The organism is Serratia sp. CY76391 (assembly GCF_052166695.1).
GTDB lineage: Bacteria > Pseudomonadota > Gammaproteobacteria > Enterobacterales > Enterobacteriaceae > Serratia > Serratia nematodiphila.
Genome location: NZ_JBJNOJ010000001.1, coordinates 140,337 through 159,819 on the forward strand (window position 1 = coordinate 140,337; position 19,483 = coordinate 159,819).

The following is a 19,483-nucleotide window of genomic DNA, read 5'->3' on the forward strand; positions in this document are numbered from 1 at the left end:
CCTGAAGCGCTATCCCTGCGTGCGTTCAGCAGATTTTGTCTGAGGCGGCAAAGCGGTTATCATGCTCGGCATCAAAATCGCCTAAGCTATTAGGCACTCATTCAGGAGGAAGAAGTATGCCATCTTTCGACATCGTTTCCGAAATTGATATGCAGGAAGTGCGTAACGCCGTTGAGAACGCCACCCGCGATCTCGGCACCCGCTGGGATTTTCGCAACGTGCCGGCCAGCTTTGAGCTAAACGAGAAAAACCAAAGCATCAAGGTTGCCACCGAGTCTGATTTCCAGGTGCAGCAGTTGCTCGACATTCTGCGCGAAAAGCTGAGCAAGCGCAGCATCGACGGCGCCGCGCTGGAGATCCCGGAAGAGTTTACCCACAGCGGTAAAACCTACAGCGTGGAAGCCAAGCTGAAGCAGGGGATTGAAACCTCTGTAGCGAAGAAAATCGTCAAGCTGATCAAAGACAGCAAGCTGAAGGTGCAGGCGCAGATCCAGGGCGAAGAAGTGCGGGTGACCGGCAAGTCACGCGACGATTTGCAGAGCGTGATGGCGTTGGTGCGCGGCGGCGATCTGGGGCAGCCGTTCCAGTTCAAGAACTTCCGCGATTAATCTCGACGGGGCCGGCATTGCCGGCCCCGTTTCTTTACAGCGAATTGACCAGCGCTTCCAACTGACCGCGATTGGTCTGCTTGGTGTCCACCTTGACGTAGGCGCTGCGCTCTTCCGGCACCACGATCGCCTCGGCCACGCCGGGCTGCGCCCTCAGGCGGCTTTCCAGCGCCGAATCCTTCACCGCCAGTTCAGACAGCGTAATGCGCAGGCTGCTGACATACGGCGGCTCTTTCATGGTGCTGCTGACCAGGAACCAAACGGCGGCCAATACCGCGCCGGCGATAAACACCAAGCCTGCCCCCTGCAAACCGTACAGCCAGCCGCCGAGGCTGCCGCCGATCGCCACGCCGATAAACTGGCTGGTGGAGTAGACCCCCATCGCGGTGCCCTTATAGCCGGCCGGTGATTCTTTGCTGATCAGCGAAGGCAGAATGGCTTCCATCACGTTGAAGGCCATGAAGAACAGCTGCACGCCGGCGATGATGCCCCACAGGTGCGCGCCGGAGAGCCACAGCAGCACTTCGGCGAAAAACAGCACCGCCACGCAGCCCATAAACACCTGCTTCATGCGGCGATATTTTTCGGCATAGATGATGAAAGGCACCACGGCAGCGAACGACACCAGCATGGTCACCAGGTAGACGATCCAGTGTTCGCTGGCCGCCAGCCCGGCTTTCTCCATCGCCAGCGGCAGCGCCACGAAGCTCGACATCAGTAGGATATGCAGACACATGATGCCGAAGTTGAGTTTCAACAGGCGCGAGTTGCTCAGCACTTTGCGGAAACTGCCGCGCACAATGCTGGATTCGCGGTTCAACAGGTGAGTATCGGCGGAAGGTACCACCGCCAATGTGATGGCGATCCCGGCCAGCGCCAGCACGGCGATCATCCAGAACAGCGCATGCAGGCCGAAGGCGTGGGTAATTATAGGGCCCAACACCATGGCGATGGCGAAGGTGATGCCGAAGCTGACACCGATGAACGCCATCGCTTTGGTGCGGTTCTGCTCGCGGGTCAGATCGGAGAGCAGCGCCATTACCGCGGCGGCGATCGCGCCGGAGCCTTGCAACGCGCGGCCGAGGATCACACCCCAGATAGAGTCGGTCGCGGCGGCGATCACGCTGCCGAGGGCAAAGATCAGCAGGCCGCCGACGATCAGCGGCTTACGGCCGATGCGATCGGACACCAGACCGAACGGGATCTGAAACACCGCCTGCGCCAGGCCGTAGATGCCGATGGCGATGCCGATCAGCGCTTCGCTGGCGCCGTTGAGCGCCATGCCGTAGGTGGTCAACACCGGCAATACCATAAACATGCCGAGCATGCGTAGGGAGAATACGGTGCCCAATCCCCAGGTGGCGCGGCGCTCCTGCGGGGTCATTGAATTATCGTTCACATCAAACCTCGGTAAAAACCATGCCATCAGACGTTGCGACAGCGCCTGATGGCATGATTTCTGTAAAGCTGCGTCATTTTAGTGTGCAGGGCAGGGGGGGTAAATCGAATGTTGTTTAACAGATATTACAGTTTGGCCGCTTTTCGGCGTGACAAATAAAATGGGCCGCATACGCGGCCCATTGACAGATGATTTGGCTTACCAAACGTAGGTCACCAGCGCTTCAGGCGCCGCCGTGGCGCTGAAGTCGATCGACATCATCACGCTCAGGGAGGTGATGGCGACGATGGAGAACACGAACAGTTTGCGCGCCCAGACGCTGTCGTTTTCGGTCTTGTAACCGCGCAGCGCCATGCCCAGCCACCATACGCTCACCGCCGCAGCGACGATCAGGTATTTGTAGCCGGCGTAGCCCACCAGGGTCAGCATCAGCGTGGCGATCATAAATGCCAGGATGTAGACCGTGATGTGGTTCTTGGCGACGGAAATGCCTTTCACCACCGGCAGCACCGGAATGTTGGCCGCCTGGTAATCTTTAAAGCGGAAGATAGCGATCGCATAAGAATGCGGCATCTGCCACAGGCTAAAGATAGCCAGCAGGATCAACGCGCCGGCGTCGAACTCGTTGGTCACCGCGCAGTAGCCGATAACCGGCGGCGCGGCGCCCGACAAGCTGCCGATCAGCGTGCCGTAGACCGAATGGCGTTTCATGTACAGGCTGTAAACGCCGACATAAACCACGAAGCCCATCACCGCCAGCCACATGGCCAGCGGGTTGGCCGCGATATACAGCAACGCGAAGCCCGCAATACCCAACACGGTCGCATAAACCAGGGTGACACTCGGCGCGATCAGGCCTTTTACCAGCACCCGATTCTTCGTTCTCTCCATTTTCTTGTCGATATCGCGGTCGATGTAGTTGTTAAACACACAGCCCGACGCGACCACCAACGAGACACCCACCAGGGTGGCGAGAAACAGGGGATAGTCGATGCTCCCTTTGGAAGCGAGCAGGAATCCCCCAACGACAGAAATTAAATTGCCGAAAATAATTCCTGGTTTAGTGACTTGCAGGTATTGCTTAATCATCACGTGCAGCTCAGCTCTTAATCGACCATCATATTGATGTTGAGGTTGTACATAATCCAGAGTGAACCTACAACAACGATACCGATGATCATAGCGGTGAACAGCAATGCCACCAGGTTCCAGCGCTCTTCCGATGAGGTGTTCATGTGCAGGAAGTAAACCAGGTGAACAATCACCTGGATAACCGCCATACCGACAACAACCGCCAGGATGGTGGAATGAGAGGCAGTGCCGTTCATTACCATCGCAAATGGAATTACCGTCAGGATGATCGACAGGATAAAGCCGATCAGGTATGACTTCACGCTGCCGTGGCTTGCGCCGCCGTGAGAGGTTTCATGGGATGAATGGCTCATTACATAACCCCCAGCAGGTAGACAACGGTAAATACGCAGATCCAGACCACGTCCAGGAAGTGCCAGAACAGGCTCAGGCACATCAGGCGGGTTTTGTTGGTCGCGGTCAGGCCGAACTTGCTCACCTGAATCATCAGCACGATGATCCAAATCAGGCCGGAAGTCACGTGCAGACCGTGGGTGCCGACCAGCGCGAAGAAGCTGGACAGGAACGCGCTGCGATCCGGCCCGAAGCCTTCGGCGATCAGGTGATGGAATTCATAGATTTCCATCGCCACGAAGCCCAGACCAAACAGGAAGGTCAGGAACAACCAGGTATTTACACCGCCAACTTTACCCTTGTTCATGGCGATCATCGCCATGCCGTAGGTGATGGAGCTGAACAACAGCAGGAAAGTTTCGACCAGGACAAACTTCAGGTCGAAGATGTCTTTGCCTGAGGGACCGCCAGCGGTCCCGTTCACCAGGACTGCATAAGTCGCGAACAAGCTCGCAAACAAAATACAGTCGCTCATCAGGTAGATCCAGAATCCGAAGACTTTGGTCTCTCCCGCGTCGTGGTGCCCATGCTCTGCATGGGCTGCGTTATGATTGGTCAGAGTTTCAGTTGACATGGTTCACGCCTGCTTTACGGATTTGTTCGTAGTGTTGGTTCTCAATGCGCTCGATTTCATCAACCTGCACATAGTAGTCAACATCGTGATCGAAGCTCTTGCCGATCCAGACAACGATCATACCGATGAAGCCGGCCAGAGCCATCCACCAGATTTCCCAAATCATTGCGAAACCGAATACCAGGCTGAAGAAGGCGATGATAACGCCGGCACCGGTGTTCTTAGGCATATGAATCGGTTCGTATTTAGCCGGTTTCTTATAAGCTTCGCCTTTTTCTTTCATGTCCCAGAATTCATCACGGTCATGAATCTGCGGCACTACGGCAAAGTTATAGAACGGCGGTGGAGACGAGGTTGACCACTCCAGAGTACGAGCACCCCATGGGTCACCGGTCAGATCGCGGTTCTGTTCGCGGTCACGGATACTGACGAAGATCTGGGTCAGCTGGCACAGGATGCCGCAGGCGATCAGCGCCGCACCGCCGGCTGCAACCAGCAGCAGAGGGTGGAACTCAGGGTTGATGTTCTGGCTGATACGACGGGTCATGCCCATAAAGCCCAATGCGTACAGCGGCATGAAGGCGGTGAAGAAGCCGATGATCCAGAACCAGAACGCGCGGATGCCCCATTTTTCGTTCAGCGTGAAGCCGAAGGATTTCGGGAACCAGTAGGTCAGGCCCGCGAAGCAACCGAACACCACGCCGCCGATGATGACGTTGTGGAAGTGCGCGATCAGGAACAGGCTGTTGTGCAGCACGAAGTTCGCGCCCGGCACCGCCAGCAGAACGCCGGTCATACCACCCACGGAGAAGGTGATGATGAAGCCAACGGTCCACAGCATTGCGGAGTTGAGCTTGATGCGGCCCTGATACATGGTGAACAGCCAGTTGAAGATTTTCACCCCGGTCGGGATGGAAATGATCATGGTGGCGATACCGAAGAAGGCGTTAACGTTCGCGCCGGACCCCATGGTGAAGAAGTGGTGCAGCCAGACGATGAACGACAGAACGGTGATCGCGATGGTTGCCCATACCAGTGAGGTATAGCCGAACAGGCGTTTTCTGGAGAAGGTCGCGGTGACTTCGGAGAACACGCCGAACACCGGCAGAACCAGGATATACACCTCTGGGTGACCCCAGGCCCAAATCAGGTTGATGTACATCATCATGTTGCCGCCCATATCATTGGTGAAGAAATGGGTGCCCAGATAGCGATCCAGGGTCAGCAGCGCGATGGTGACGGTCAGAATTGGGAAAGAAACGATGATCAGGACGTTGGTACACAGCGCCGCCCAGGTGAACACCGGCATCTTCATCATAGGCATGCCAGGGGCACGCATCTTCAGAATGGTGGCGAAGAAGTTCACGCCGGTCAGCAGGGTACCCAGACCGGAAATCTGCAGACTCCAGATCCAGTAATCGACCCCGACGCCAGGACTGTACTCTTTACCCGACAGCGGCGGATACGCCAGCCAACCGGTCTGAGCGAACTCACCGACCCCCAGGGAGATGTTGATCAGCACAACGCCCACCACGAAGAACCAGAAGCTCAGGGAGTTCAGGAACGGGAAGGCGACGTCGCGCGCACCGATTTGCAGCGGCACCACGACGTTCATCAGGCCAACCACGAAAGGCATCGCCATGAAGAAGATCATGATGACGCCGTGCGCGGTGAAGATCTGGTCGTAGTGGTGCGGCGGCAGGAACCCGGCTTCGCCGGCGGACGCCAACGCCTGCTGGCTACGCATCATGATGGCGTCGGCAAAGCCGCGCAGCAGCATGACCATCGCCACGATGATGTACATGATACCAATTTTTTTATGGTCGACCGAAGTCAGCCATTCGCTCCACAGCCACTTCCATTTACCGAAATACGTCAGCAGCGCCAGCACTGCCAGGCCCCCGACAATAATTGCGGCTACGGTGACCATGATGATCGGTTCGTGGTACGGAACCGCATCAAGTGTTAATTTTCCCAACATCAGTTATTCCTCGGCTCCGGCGTGAGCAGCATGTTCACCCATGTCCATACCTTGGCTCATGTCCATGCCTTCGTGCGCGCCAGCGCCCTTGTGCATATCCATGTCGCCCATGAATTTGGCAATTGTTTCTTTGAACAAATTCGGTTTGACAGCGGCAAAGTACTCAACCGGGTTGTTTTCACTCGGCTCTGCCAGTTTGTTAAAGTCGTCGGTGGTGTTCAGGTTTTTAGACGATGCCTTCACCTTGGCCACCCACTGATCGAAGTCGCCTTCGGTCGGGGTAACGATCGCGGTGAATTTCATACCGGAGAAGCCTGCGCCGCTGTAGCTGCTGGAGATGCCTTTGTAGGCACCGGCTTCGTTGCCGATCAGGTGCAGTTTGGTCTGCATGCCGGCCATCGCATAAATCTGTCCACCCAACTGCGGGATAAAGAACGAGTTCATTACCGAGTTAGAGGTGATCTTGAATTCGACTGGAACATCTTTCGGGAAAGCCAGCTCATTAACGGTCGCAATGCCTTGTTCCGGGTAGATGAACAGCCATTTCCAGTCGAGCGACACCACTTCGATCGTCATCGGCTTCTTGTCAGTGACAATCGGCTTGAACGGATCGAGTTCGTGGGTGGTCTTCCAGGTAATGGTGCCAAGGATGGCGATGATAATGATAGGAATGGTCCAGACGACCGCTTCGATCTTGTTGGAGTGGGCCCAGTTCGGACTGTACTTGGCGTCTTTGTTGGAAGCGCGATACTTCCAGGCAAAGGCGAACGCCATGAAGATAACTGGCACCACTACGATCAACATCAATGCGATTGCAGTGATAATCAGTGTCCGTTGCTCAACACCAATTGCTCCTTTGGGATTCATCAAAACCATATCGCAGCCACTGAGCAATACAGTGCCTGCGATTAATGACAGCATCCCAATACTTTTATTGTATTTCTTAAGTCTCATCTAACGACCTCAATAACAAAGGCTCAATTGTCGTTTCATGTGTGCGGGCATTTTACGGGAAGGTTGCAGTACTGTAAACATGCTTAAGGGAGTGTCAGCGGCTTGTTGACACTTTCTGTTAAGGGGGTCACAGATGTAACCCTGCGTGACAATTTACCAATGACAACAACGCGTTGGCACGCTGAATCGTGACGAGCAGCCCGTATGTTAAGGAAAACTAAAGGTATGATGAATTTGGCGAAGAAATGCGCGGCGGGGAAATACGCAGAAAAGGTTTATTTAATGTAAAATAATTGTGTCTTAAAGGTGAATTTAATTTTATTTCCGAGTGCGGCAGTCGGATAAAAAAATAATTTCCGCGCCGATTATCTTTTTTTACCGAAATAAATATTCCCCCGGATCGCTTTTTTTTTCGGCCGGCGAAATCACCGGCCGTTCAGATTATGCCAAACGGGTGCGGCGCAGGGCGAGGTAATCCAACGTACTGCCCATGGCGACGCCGAGCAGGCTCAGCGCGGCGCCGACCTGCAGCAGCCGATCGGCCAACTGCGGGGCCTGCGTCCAATCCAGCGCATTGGCGATAAGCAACAGTAACCACAGGCCCAACAGCGAACAGCCTAGCGTCAGCAAGCGCAGCGCCCAACGGTAAGATTCTGAAAACTCGGTGCGCGGCATAAAATTGCCATGCTGCTGGGTGTGCTCCAGCGTCTGACGACAGATAGCGAGCAGCAGCAAGCCGGGCAGGGCAGCGGCGATAGAGAACAGGTAGAACAACGGCCAACCGTGGGCTTCAACGAACCAGCCGGCGATCGGGCCGACATAGACGCGCCCTACGGCGGACAGCGCCGACAGCAGCGCGAACTGGGTGGCGGAGAACGACCGGTTGCACAGCGTCATCAGCAGCGCCACGAAGGCCGCGGTGCCCATGCCGCCACACAGATTTTCGAGGAAGATGGCGCTGCCCATGGTGAGCAGGCTCTTGTCGGTCACCGCCAGGATCCAATACCCGAGATTGGAGACCGCCTGCAGGACGCCGAACAGCATCAGCGCGCGGAACAGGCTGAGACGCTGCATCAGCACGCCGCCGAACAGGGCGCCGACGATGGTCGCGAACAGGCCGAGGGTTTTGTTCACCAGCCCGACTTCACCGGCGTCGAACCCCACGCCGCGGATCAGGAAGGTGGTACTCAGGCTGCCCGCGAAGGCGTCGCCCATTTTATACATCACGATCAGCAGCAGGATCAGCCAGGCGTTGTTGCGGCCGAAGAAATCGCGCAGCGGCGCGACGACCGCCTGTTCCATGGTGCGCGGCGCCGGGATGCTTTCATCCGGCTCCGGCGCCAACAGCGTGGCGGCCACGCCGATCAGCATCAATCCGGCCATCAGCCAGTAGGTGGCTTGCCAGCCGAAATAGCGATCCGCCAGCCACAGCGCCAGGCCGCCGGAAACCAGCATCGCCAGCCGATAACCCAGCACCGAGATCGCCGCGCCCGTGCCGCGTTCTTCGGCTCTCAGCAGATCGGTTTTATAGGCGTCGAACACGATATCTTGCGAGGCGGAGCAGAACGCCACCAGCACCGCTAACGCTGCCAGCCACCACAGGTGCTGCGCGGGCTGCATAAAGCCCATCGCCACAATCGCCGCCACCAGCAACAGCTGGCTGATCAGCAGCCAACCGCGCCGCCGCCCGAGAAACGGCGGGGTATAGCGGTCCATGAACGGCGACCAGAGGAATTTGAAGACATAGGCCTGGCCCACCAGCGAGAAGATGCCGATGGTTTTCAGATCGATATTTTCGACGGTCATCCAGGCTTGCAGCGTGCCGGAGGTCAATGCCAGCGGCAGACCCGACGCGAAGCCCAGCAGCAGCAGAATGGCGGAGTTACGCTGGGTGAAGATGTTCAGATAGTGTTTCGACATGAGTTCCCTGTCTGCGCCGCCCGATTCGCCGGGCGGCACAAGGCGCGGCGATTAACGCGCGTTTTGCTTGATGAAATCGTTGACGCTGGTGTCCTGAGCCATGTCGGCGATCACGTCGCCCAGCACGGAGTTGACGGCGTCGGTGATCTTCTCGTTGGTCGCCGTGAAGGCGCCCTGCACGTTATAGGTCGAGCGGTAATTCTTCACCTGCTTGTTGCCGTTCTTCGCCTGGGCGATGATCGAAATGTCGGCTTTGGTGGTGATGTTGTAGCGCAGGTTACCTTCGGCGACGTCCGCGTACAGGTTATTGACGACGATTTGCAGCGCCACCGGGCCGTCGGCACCGATCATGTAGCCGCGTGCGCCCATTTGTTTCTCCAGCACTTCCTGCAGCAGGAAACGCAGATCGCGCGATGGCGTCAGCGTGACCAACTGGCCGTCGCGGTTCACCTTGGCCAGCGCCTGGTCGGTGCGCTGATCCGCGCCGTTGATGCTGACAGTGATGCCCTGCAGGGTAGGATCCTGCTGCGGCAGAACGATTTTCGGCGTGACGTTCAGGGTGTTGCTGCTGGTCGCGCAGCCGGCCAGCAGCAGGGCGGCCAGCAAAGGAAGACAAAGTTTCTTTAACATGTTTTCTGTCTCATTCTCGATGGATTTAGCAATAATCAGAGCGGGATAGCCGACAACAAATTGCCGACATCATAGCATCGCCGCCGTGCGGTGGAAGCGCGGAAGGCGCCTGAGTGACAAATTTTTACCTGCCGTTGATAAAAACACGCTTTTTTGGCCCGCTCAATCGGATAATCCCCCAAGCGGCGGGGATGGCGCTCATCATTTGACCGCAGAAAAGAGAAATTTGTCCCGGCGATGGTCTAAACGGGGGAAAACCGGCTAATATTGAACTAGATGGGCACGGTCCTCTGCCGGTGTTGTAAGGAGATCCTATGATTCGCGAGCAAATAGAAGCAAAGTTAAGGGCGGCGTTTGAGCCCGCGTATCTGGAAGTCGTTGATGAAAGCTATCGTCATAACGTTCCGGCGGGTTCAGAAAGCCATTTCAAAGTGGTATTGGTCAGCGATCGCTTCGTCGGCGAACGTTTTTTGACGCGCCACCGCTCCATCTACGGCGTATTGTCGGAGGAGCTGGCGGACGGCGTACACGCGCTGGCGCTGCACACCTATACGCTCAAAGAGTGGGAAGGGTTGCAGGATACCGTGCCGGCCTCGCCGCCGTGCCGCGGCGCCGGCACGCTGGCCTGAGGGGGAAATTTTCAGGTATCAGTGGAACTTTGCCCATGAATTAGGGTATTACTACTGACGAATTTTGAAACGGCCTGCGGGCCGTTTCTGTTTTTGACGACGACACGGCCGACGCGCAATGTGGCCAACGTTCGGTCTGTTTTGGCGGCCTTTGGGCGATCGAATCGGCAAAAGTGTGAGTTTTAGCGCGCCTGCGCCGCCTAGCTTTCCTCGACTCGCCACGCATGCGCCGCTATAATGTCGCGTCTTATTTTTCCGGAATGGTTTCGGGACGCTTCTGTCATCAGGGAACTCGGTTCTTATCTGTAGCCGTCCTGGTTCTTGGAACGGAGTTGACCGAGCACTGTGATTTTTTTGAGGTAACAAGATGCAAGTTTCAGTAGAAACCACTCAAGGCCTTGGGCGCCGTCTCTCTATTACTGTACCGGCTGATACTATCAAGCAGGCGGTGAAGAAAGAGCTGATCAACGCAGCGAAAAGCGTGCGTATCGACGGCTTCCGCAAAGGCAAAGTGCCGATGAACATCGTGGAACAGCGTTACGGCGCCTCTGTTCGTCAGGACGTGCTGGGCGAAGCGATGCAGCGCAGCTTCGTTGACGCGATCATCAAAGAAAAGATTAATCCGGCTGGCGCACCAAACTACGTGCCGGGCGAGTACAAAGAAGGTGAAGACTTCACTTTCGCCGTTGAATTCGAAGTGTATCCAGAAGTTGAGCTGAAAGGCCTGGAAAACATCGAAGTTGAAAAACCCGTAGTTGAAGTGAACGACGAAGACGTCGACGCGATGCTGGATACCCTGCGCAAGCAGCAGGCCACCTGGAAAGAAACCGATCGCGCGGCGGAAGCTGAAGATCGCGTGACCGTTGACTTCACCGGTTCTATCGACGGTGAAGAGTTCGAAGGCGGCAAAGCGTCCGACTTCGTGCTGGCAATGGGCCAGGGCCGCATGATCCCAGGCTTCGAAGAAGGCCTGGTCGGTCACAAAGCGGGCGAAGAGTTCTCCATCGACGTGAACTTCCCGGAAGACTACCACGCGGAAAACCTGAAGGGCAAAGCGGCCAAATTCGCTATCGTGCTGAAGAAAGTTGAAGAGCGCGAGCTGCCGGAACTGACCGAAGAGTTCATCAAGCGTTTCGGCGTGGCGGACGGTTCCGTTGCCGGCCTGCGCACCGAAGTTCGCAAGAACATGGAGCGCGAGCTGAAAGGCGCCGTGCGTAACCGCATCAAGTCTCAGGCGATCGAAGGCCTGGTGAGCGCGAACGAAATCGACGTGCCTGCTGCCCTGATCGACGGCGAAATCGACGTGCTGCGTCGTCAGGCTGCACAGCGTTTCGGCGGCAACGAGAAGCAAGCGCTGGAACTGCCACGTGAACTGTTCGAAGAGCAGGCGAAACGCCGCGTAGTGGTTGGCCTGCTGCTGGGTGAAGTGATCAGCACCAACGATCTGAAAGCTGACGAAGACCGCGTGAAGACGCTGATCGAAGAAATGGCCTCCGCCTACGAAGATCCGAGTGAAGTCATCGAGTTCTACAGCAAAAACAAAGAGCTGATGAACAACATGCGCAACGTGGCTCTGGAAGAGCAAGCGGTTGAAGCCCTGCTGGCGAAAGCGAAAGTGACTGAAAAAGCCACTACCTTCAGCGAGCTGATGAACCAGACTCAACAGGCGTAATGCCGGCGTGCCGGGCGCGATGAACGGCGCCCCCGGTTTCGCCTGGCGAACCGGCGCACGATGAAAAAGCCCGCAACCTCAGGTTGCGGGCTTTTCTTTTTGCCACGTTGCTGATTAATCTCAGGTTAAGCGGGATAATATGCACTATATTTACCCTGTTGCCTGGGGAACTGGCTGGCATGATAAAGGTCAGAATAACGGCATCGTTTTCGGCGCGCGGAGAAAATCGGCTCCTGGGCTTGAAATCGCGCCGGGATCCCCCCATCTGTAGTGAATAATTCTGGGGCTGTTTGCCAAAGTGCGCGGGATAAAACAACCGTCGGGTACGTGCGGCGCGGGTCGAATGCTTGAGCATAGTCATCATGGCCGTTCTCAAGTAGAATCGGCGTATTAGGGTGACACCCTGGCCGCCAAGGCAATTTCTATTAGGAGACGGTAATGTCATACAGTGGCGAACGAGATCAATTTGCACCGAACATGGCGCTGGTGCCGATGGTGGTAGAGCAGACTTCACGCGGGGAGCGTTCTTACGACATTTATTCCCGCCTGCTGAAAGAGCGCATCATTTTCCTGACCGGCCAGGTGGAAGATCACATGGCCAACCTGATCGTGGCGCAAATGTTGTTCCTCGAAGCGGAAAGCCCGGAAAAAGACATTTACCTCTACATCAACTCGCCGGGTGGGGTAATTACCGCGGGCATGTCAATTTACGACACCATGAAGTTCATCAAGCCGGACGTCAGCACCATCTGTATGGGCCAGGCGTGCTCGATGGGCTCCTTCCTGCTGACCGCGGGCGCCAAAGGCAAACGTTTCTGCTTGCCGAACTCGCGCGTGATGATTCACCAGCCGCTGGGCGGCTACCAGGGCCAGGCGACGGACATCGAAATCCACGCGCGTGAAATCCTGAAGGTGAAAGCGCGCATGAACGAACTGATGGCCGAGCATACCGGCCAGCCGCTGGAGCAGATCGAGCGCGATACCGAGCGCGATCGCTTTATGACCGCGGACGAAGCCGTGGAATACGGCCTGGTTGACGGCATTCTGACACACCGCAGCTAGAACCACGCGGCGCCGATGGACTATAGTAATCAGAGTGGGCAGGGGCTCGTTCTGTTGCGGCCCCTCGGCGTTCCCGATATGAGTTTGGGCGCACTGCCGCCGTGATTTTCCTGCGGGACAAGACTAAAGAAGAGGTTTGACTGATGACAGATAAGCGCAAAGACGGTTCAGGAAAGCTGCTGTACTGCTCTTTTTGCGGCAAAAGCCAGCATGAAGTGCGCAAGCTGATTGCCGGGCCGTCAGTGTATATCTGCGATGAATGTGTCGATCTGTGTAACGACATTATTCGCGAAGAGATTAAAGAAGTTGCCCCGCATCGTGAGCGCAGTGCGCTGCCGACGCCACACGAAATTCGTCACCACCTGGATGACTACGTCATCGGCCAGGAGCAGGCGAAGAAAGTGCTGGCGGTTGCGGTGTACAACCACTACAAACGCCTGCGCAACGGCGATACCAGCAACGGTATCGAGTTGGGCAAGAGCAACATCTTGCTGATCGGCCCGACCGGCAGCGGCAAGACTCTGCTGGCGGAAACGCTGGCGCGCTTCCTGGATGTGCCGTTCACCATGGCCGACGCCACCACCCTGACCGAAGCCGGTTATGTGGGTGAGGACGTGGAAAATATTATCCAGAAGCTGTTGCAAAAATGTGACTATGACGTGCAGAAAGCGCAGCGCGGCATCGTTTATATCGATGAAATCGATAAGATTTCCCGTAAGTCCGACAACCCGTCGATCACGCGTGACGTCTCGGGTGAAGGCGTGCAGCAGGCGCTGCTGAAGCTGATCGAAGGCACCATCGCTGCGGTTCCGCCGCAGGGCGGGCGCAAGCATCCGCAACAGGAATTCCTGCAGGTCGATACTTCCAAGATCCTGTTTATCTGCGGCGGCGCATTTGCCGGCCTGGATAAGGTGATCGGTCAACGCGTCAACACCGGCTCCGGCATCGGCTTCGGCGCGACCGTCAAGGGCGAGTCCGAGAAGGCCACCGAAGGCGAACTGCTGCTGCAGGCCGAACCGGAAGATTTGATCAAGTTTGGTCTGATCCCTGAGTTCATCGGCCGTCTGCCGGTGGTGGCGACCCTGAGCGAGCTGAGCGAGGACGCGCTGATTCAGATCCTGAAAGAGCCGAAGAACGCCCTGACCAAGCAGTATCAGGCGCTGTTCAATCTGGAAGGCGTGGAGCTGGAGTTCCGCGACGAAGCGCTGAACGCCATCGCCAAGAAAGCCATGGCGCGCAAAACCGGCGCCCGCGGCCTGCGTTCCATCGTGGAAGGCGCGCTGCTCGACACCATGTACGATCTGCCGTCGATGGACAGCGTAGACAAAGTGGTGATCGACGAGTCGGTGATCGCCGGCCAATCCAAACCGCTGCTGATTTACGGCAAGCCTGAAGCCCAGGCGTCTGGCGAATAATTAGCCAGTTAAACCAGCGCGTTATCAGCAAAATGGGGGATTTCATCCCCCATTTCTTTTTCCTGCATTCTTGCCGTTGAATGTAAGAGATTCATCCCCATATACTCATTAACCAGATTTTATGAAACGTTAGATGCTTGCGTCTCATGAGATTCCCCCTCAACCTGGCGGAAATTAAACTAAGAGAGAGCTCTATGAACCCTGAGCGTTCCGAACGCATTGAAATCCCCGTTTTGCCATTGCGCGACGTGGTGGTTTATCCGCACATGGTGATCCCGTTATTTGTTGGCCGGGAAAAATCGATTCGGTGCCTCGAAGCCGCAATGGATCACGATAAGAAGATCATGCTGGTGGCACAGAAAGAGGCCTCAACGGATGAACCTGGCATTAACGACTTGTTCTCGGTCGGCACCGTAGCGTCGATCCTGCAGATGCTGAAGCTGCCGGACGGCACGGTAAAAGTGCTGGTCGAGGGGCTGCAGCGCGCACGCATCACTACGCTGTCCGACAGCGGTGAGCATTTCGCCGCGCAGGCAGAATACCTTGAGTCGCCGGCTATCGACGAGCGCGAGCAGGAAGTGCTGGTGCGCACCGCGATCAATCAGTTTGAAGGCTATATCAAACTGAACAAAAAAATCCCGCCGGAGGTGCTGACTTCACTCAACAGCATCGACGACGCCGCGCGCCTGGCGGACACCATCGCCGCCCATATGCCGCTGAAACTCAGCGATAAGCAGTCGGTGCTCGAGATGTCCGACATCACCGAGCGTCTGGAATACCTGATGGCGATGATGGAATCGGAGATCGACCTGTTGCAGGTTGAGAAACGCATCCGTAACCGCGTCAAGAAGCAGATGGAGAAGAGCCAGCGCGAGTACTATCTGAATGAGCAGATGAAGGCGATTCAGAAAGAACTGGGCGAGATGGACGACGCGCCGGACGAGCACGAAGCGCTGAAGCGCAAGATCGATGCGGCGAAAATGCCGAAAGAGGCGCGCGAAAAAACCGAAGCGGAACTGCAAAAGCTGAAGATGATGTCGCCGATGTCGGCGGAAGCGACCGTGGTGCGCGGCTACATCGACTGGATGCTGCAGGTGCCGTGGAATGCGCGCAGCAAGGTGAAAAAAGACCTGAACAAGGCGCAGGAAGTGCTCGATACCGATCACTACGGCCTGGAGCGCGTGAAAGATCGCATCCTCGAGTACCTCGCGGTACAGAGCCGCGTCAGCAAAATCAAGGGGCCCATCCTGTGTCTGGTGGGGCCGCCGGGCGTGGGTAAAACCTCGCTGGGGCAGTCGATAGCCAAGGCGACCGGTCGCCAGTACGTGCGCATGGCGCTGGGCGGCGTGCGTGACGAAGCGGAAATCCGCGGTCACCGTCGTACCTACATCGGTTCGATGCCGGGCAAACTGATCCAGAAGATGGCCAAGGTTGGGGTGAAGAACCCGCTGTTCCTGCTGGATGAGATCGACAAGATGTCTTCCGACATGCGCGGCGATCCGGCCTCTGCTCTGCTGGAGGTGCTGGATCCGGAACAGAACGTGGCGTTCAACGACCACTACCTGGAAGTGGATTACGATCTGTCCGACGTGATGTTCGTCGCCACCTCGAACTCGATGAACATTCCTGCACCGCTGCTGGACCGTATGGAAGTGATCCGCCTGTCGGGTTATACCGAGGACGAGAAGCTCAACATCGCCAAACAGCACCTGCTGCCGAAGCAGCTCGAGCGCAATGCGCTGAAAAAAGGCGAGTTGACGGTCGACGACAGCGCCATCATCGGCATTATTCGCTTCTATACCCGCGAAGCCGGGGTGCGCAGCCTGGAGCGTGAAATCTCCAAACTGTGCCGTAAAGCGGTGAAAACGCTGCTGATGGACAAGAAGCGCAAGCATATCGAGATCAACGGCGACAACCTGAAGGATTACCTGGGCGTGCAGCGCGTCGATTACGGCCGTGCGGATACCGAAAACCGCGTGGGCGAAGTCACCGGGCTGGCGTGGACGGAAGTGGGCGGCGATTTGCTGACCATCGAAACCGCCTGCGTGCCGGGCAAAGGCAAGCTGACCTACACCGGTTCTCTGGGTGAAGTGATGCAGGAATCGATTCAGGCGGCGCTGACCGTGGTGCGCGCGCGCGCGGAGAAATTGGGTATCAACGCCGATTTCTACGAGAAACGCGACATCCACGTGCACGTGCCGGAAGGGGCGACGCCGAAAGATGGCCCGAGCGCCGGTATCGCGATGTGCACCGCGCTGGTCTCCTGCCTGACCGGCAACCCGGTACGCGCCGATGTGGCGATGACCGGCGAGATCACGCTGCGCGGTCAGGTGTTGCCGATCGGCGGCCTGAAAGAGAAGCTGCTGGCGGCGCATCGCGGCGGCATCAAAACCGTGCTGATCCCTTACGAGAACAAGCGCGATCTGGAAGAGATTCCGGACAATGTTATCGCCGATCTGGAGATTCATCCGGTGCAGCGAATCGATGAAGTTTTGAACATTGCGTTGCAAAACCCGGCCTTCGGCGCACTGCCGGTAGCGGCAAAATAGTGACGAATCGCAAAAACCATTGATAAAACTTATACTGGCAAGCCATTTCGGACTTGCCAGTATTTTTTTGTACCGCTAAGTTAGATCTCTGTCGGCCCGCGTTTTGTCACCCAGTCGGTGGCTTGCCAAGGTTCGATGGGATTGATATAACAGCTGCGCTGTCGCAACCGTAGGGATTTTTCGGTGCGACGATAGAATTCTAGAGGGGATGATAGAGTGAATAAGTCACAACTGATCGACAAGATTGCCGCAGGTGCTGATATTTCCAAAGCGGCAGCGGGACGTGCTTTAGACGCAGTAATCGCTTCCGTTACCGACTCCCTGAAAGCAGGGGATGACGTGGCTCTGGTAGGTTTCGGTTCCTTTACCGTGCGTGAACGTTCGGCCCGTACCGGCCGCAACCCGCAAACCGGTAAAGAGATCAAGATCGCGGCAGCCAAAGTACCTGCCTTCCGTGCAGGGAAAGCGCTGAAAGACGCTGTAAACTGATTTAGCGTCTAACCGTTTAGCGTAACAGGGTTTTGTAATAAACAATCACCTGACGCAGCGGTGCTGGTAAGGTAAGATACAAGGCGCATCGGACTGATGCGCTTTTTTTATTTTTGTCGCAGGGAACGCGCCTGCGCAAGGGTTGTTAATCCACATCACAGCGGAGTGTTGTCACACTATGATGGACAATTTACGCGCGGCTGCCAATCACGTCGTGCTCAAAATCATCCTGGCCCTGATCATCCTGTCATTCGTTCTGACCGGGGTGGGTAACTACCTGATCGGCGGCTCCGGCGATTATGCTGCGAAAGTAAATGGTCAGACGATCGAACGCGCTCAGCTGGAACAGGCTTTCCAAAGTGAGCGCAGCCGCATGCAGCAGCAGCTGGGTGACCAGTTCTCTGCGCTGGCCGGCAACGAAGGCTACATGCAGCAGATGCGCCGTCAGGTGTTGTCCCAGTTGATCGACAACATGCTGCTTGACCAGTATGCCAAGAAGCTGGGCCTGGCGGTCAGCGACGATCAGATCAAGGACGCCATCCGCAAGGCGCCTTACTTCCAGACTAACGGCCAGTTCGATAACGCCAAATATCTCGATCTGATTGGCCGCATGGGCTACACCGCCGACAACTTCGCGCAGTCGATGCGCCAGCAGTTGGTCAATCAGCAGGTGATCCAGGCCTTCGGCGAGTCCGGTTTCGTGCTGCCGTCTGAATCGCAAGCCATGGCGGCGCTGGTGCTGCAGGAGCGCGACGTGCGCCTGGCGACCATCGATTTGAAAGCGCTGCAGGCGAAACAGAGCGCCGGCGACGACGAACTGAAGGCGTATTACGATCAGAACAAGAACAGCTTCATCGCCCCGGAGCAGGTGAAGGTGAGCTATATCCCGCTGGACGCCGCGTCCATGCAGGACAAGGTGAAAGTGAGCGAAGAGGACATCAACGCTTACTACGACCAGCACAAGAGCAGCTACGGCCAGCCGGAGCGTAAAAACTACAGCGTGATCCAGCTGAAAACCGAGGCGGAAGCCAACGCGGCGCTGGATGAGCTGAAGAAGGGCGCCGATTTCGCCACCCTGGCGAAAGAAAAATCCACCGACATCATCTCACGCCGCACCGGCGGCGAGCTGGGTTGGCTGGAGCCGGAAACCACCGCCGACGAACTGAAGCAGGCTAACCTGACCGAGAAAGGGCAGCTGTCTGGCGTAGTGAAATCCTCCGTCGGCTACCTGATCGTGCGTTTGAACGACATCGAACCTGAGAAACTGAAACCGCTGAGCGAAGTGCATGACGCCATCGCCAAGCAGGTGCAGCAGGAGAAAGCGGTAGACGCCTATTACGCACTGCAGCAGAAGGTGAGCGAAGCGGCGACCAGCGACAACGAATCTTTGGCCTCGGCTGAGGAAGCGGCCGGCGTGAAAGCGGCGCAAAGCGACTGGTTCACCCGCGACAACATCCCTGCCGCGCTGAACTTCAAACCGGTGGTGCAGGCGATCTTCGACGGCTCGCTGATCGGCGAGAACGGCGCGCCGGGCAGCAACTCCGACGTGATCACCGTAGACGGCGACCGCGCTTTCGTGGTGCGCGTGAGCGGCCACAAGCCGGAAGGCATCGAACCGTTCGACCAGGTAAAAGACCGCGTGGCGGAACTGGTGAAACGCAACAAGGCGCTGCAGGCAGCGAAGCTGCAGGGCGAGAAGCTGCTGGTTGAGCTGAAGCAGGGCAAGGGCGACGAAGCGATGAAAGCCGCCGGCCTGAGCTTTGGCGCCGTGCAGAAGATGGCGCGCGCGCCGGAAGACAGCCAGCTGGTGGAGAGCGTGTTCGCGCTGCCGCACCCGCAGGACGGCAAACCGGTGTACGGCATGTCGCAGGATCGTCAGGACAACGTGGTGCTGATTGCGCTTGATGCGGTGAAGCCAGGCACGCTGCCGGAAGACGAAATGAAAACCTTCGTCGGCAAGATGGAAGAGGGCGCGACCGGCGTTTCCTTCGATTCGCTGCTGGCGAGCCTGCGTAAAGAAGCCAAGATCAAAATGGGCGCCGCTGAGCAACAGCCTCAGTAATCGCCGCATTTTTCTGCAACGCAGTGCAACAAACAAAGGCCGCTTTCGCGGCCT

General features: G+C 56.9%; 16 protein-coding genes. 8 read left to right on the forward strand and 8 right to left on the reverse strand.

The annotated features are described in order from the left end of the window. Window positions 1-116: 116 nt before the first annotated feature. Window positions 117-608 (forward strand): YajQ family cyclic di-GMP-binding protein, encoded by a 492-nt coding sequence (locus ACJ8PN_RS00845; RefSeq protein WP_004940373.1) that lies wholly within the window; start codon window positions 117-119, stop codon window positions 606-608. Between the two features lie 34 nt (window positions 609-642). Here the strand turns inward: ACJ8PN_RS00845 and ACJ8PN_RS00850 are convergent, their stop codons facing one another. The 8 genes from ACJ8PN_RS00850 to ACJ8PN_RS00885 all read right to left on the reverse strand — a co-directional run bounded on the left by ACJ8PN_RS00850 (window position 643) and on the right by ACJ8PN_RS00885 (window position 9,551). Continuing rightward, entirely contained in the window at window positions 643-2,007 is a 1,365-nt protein-coding gene (locus ACJ8PN_RS00850; protein ID WP_033634004.1) for an MFS transporter, read from the reverse strand. A 198-nt stretch (window positions 2,008-2,205) separates the two neighbouring features. Continuing rightward, on the reverse strand, window positions 2,206-3,096 hold the full coding sequence (gene cyoE, locus ACJ8PN_RS00855) for a heme o synthase (protein ID WP_015376842.1): 891 nt from the start codon (window positions 3,094-3,096) through the stop codon (window positions 2,206-2,208). 17 nt (window positions 3,097-3,113) lie between these two features. Continuing rightward, window positions 3,114-3,452, reverse strand: coding sequence for a cytochrome o ubiquinol oxidase subunit IV (locus ACJ8PN_RS00860; protein ID WP_004940369.1), 339 nt, complete (start codon window positions 3,450-3,452; stop codon window positions 3,114-3,116). Next, on the reverse strand, window positions 3,452-4,066 hold the full coding sequence (locus ACJ8PN_RS00865; protein WP_004940367.1) for a cytochrome o ubiquinol oxidase subunit III: 615 nt from the start codon (window positions 4,064-4,066) through the stop codon (window positions 3,452-3,454). Before ACJ8PN_RS00865 ends, ACJ8PN_RS00860 begins: the two co-directional genes overlap by 1 nt. After that, window positions 4,056-6,047 carry a cytochrome o ubiquinol oxidase subunit I gene (cyoB, locus tag ACJ8PN_RS00870; RefSeq protein WP_004940366.1) on the reverse strand — a complete coding sequence of 664 codons (1,992 nt, stop codon included), beginning with the start codon at window positions 6,045-6,047 and terminating at the stop codon, window positions 4,056-4,058. The genes ACJ8PN_RS00865 and cyoB overlap by 11 nt, the downstream gene beginning before the upstream one ends. Window positions 6,048-6,050: 3 nt before the next feature. Further along, complete coding sequence (gene cyoA, locus ACJ8PN_RS00875; protein WP_004940365.1) at window positions 6,051-7,001, reverse strand: cytochrome o ubiquinol oxidase subunit II; 951 nt, start codon at window positions 6,999-7,001, stop codon at window positions 6,051-6,053. Window positions 7,002-7,442: 441 nt separating this feature from the next. Next, on the reverse strand, window positions 7,443-8,921 hold the full coding sequence (gene ampG / locus ACJ8PN_RS00880; protein WP_171453425.1) for a muropeptide MFS transporter AmpG: 1,479 nt from the start codon (window positions 8,919-8,921) through the stop codon (window positions 7,443-7,445). 51 nt (window positions 8,922-8,972) lie between these two features. Further along, window positions 8,973-9,551, reverse strand: coding sequence for a lipoprotein (locus ACJ8PN_RS00885; RefSeq protein WP_004940363.1), 579 nt, complete (start codon window positions 9,549-9,551; stop codon window positions 8,973-8,975). Between the two features lie 314 nt (window positions 9,552-9,865). On the opposite strand from ACJ8PN_RS00885, the gene bolA reads away from it, so the two are divergent. From bolA to ppiD, 7 genes are all read left to right on the forward strand, one after another. After that, complete coding sequence (gene bolA / locus ACJ8PN_RS00890; RefSeq protein WP_004940361.1) at window positions 9,866-10,180, forward strand: transcriptional regulator BolA; 315 nt, start codon at window positions 9,866-9,868, stop codon at window positions 10,178-10,180. Between the two features lie 367 nt (window positions 10,181-10,547). Continuing rightward, complete coding sequence (gene tig, locus ACJ8PN_RS00895; protein ID WP_031300019.1) at window positions 10,548-11,852, forward strand: trigger factor; 1,305 nt, start codon at window positions 10,548-10,550, stop codon at window positions 11,850-11,852. Window positions 11,853-12,290: 438 nt separating this feature from the next. Then, the gene (clpP, locus tag ACJ8PN_RS00900) at window positions 12,291-12,914 is read left to right on the forward strand and encodes an ATP-dependent Clp endopeptidase proteolytic subunit ClpP (RefSeq protein WP_015376845.1); all 624 of its coding nucleotides are present in this window, start codon (window positions 12,291-12,293) and stop codon (window positions 12,912-12,914) included. A gap of 143 nt (window positions 12,915-13,057) precedes the next feature. Next, a complete protein-coding gene (clpX, locus tag ACJ8PN_RS00905; protein WP_004940354.1) occupies window positions 13,058-14,329 on the forward strand; it encodes an ATP-dependent protease ATP-binding subunit ClpX in 1,272 nt (423 codons plus the stop codon). Between the two features lie 194 nt (window positions 14,330-14,523). Next, complete coding sequence (gene lon / locus ACJ8PN_RS00910; RefSeq protein WP_004940352.1) at window positions 14,524-16,878, forward strand: endopeptidase La; 2,355 nt, start codon at window positions 14,524-14,526, stop codon at window positions 16,876-16,878. 216 nt (window positions 16,879-17,094) lie between these two features. Then, window positions 17,095-17,367 (forward strand): nucleoid-associated protein HU-beta, encoded by a 273-nt coding sequence (hupB, locus tag ACJ8PN_RS00915; protein WP_004940351.1) that lies wholly within the window; start codon window positions 17,095-17,097, stop codon window positions 17,365-17,367. 178 nt (window positions 17,368-17,545) lie between these two features. After that, window positions 17,546-19,429 (forward strand): peptidylprolyl isomerase, encoded by a 1,884-nt coding sequence (gene ppiD / locus ACJ8PN_RS00920; RefSeq protein ID WP_004940347.1) that lies wholly within the window; start codon window positions 17,546-17,548, stop codon window positions 19,427-19,429. Window positions 19,430-19,483 lie beyond the last annotated feature (54 nt).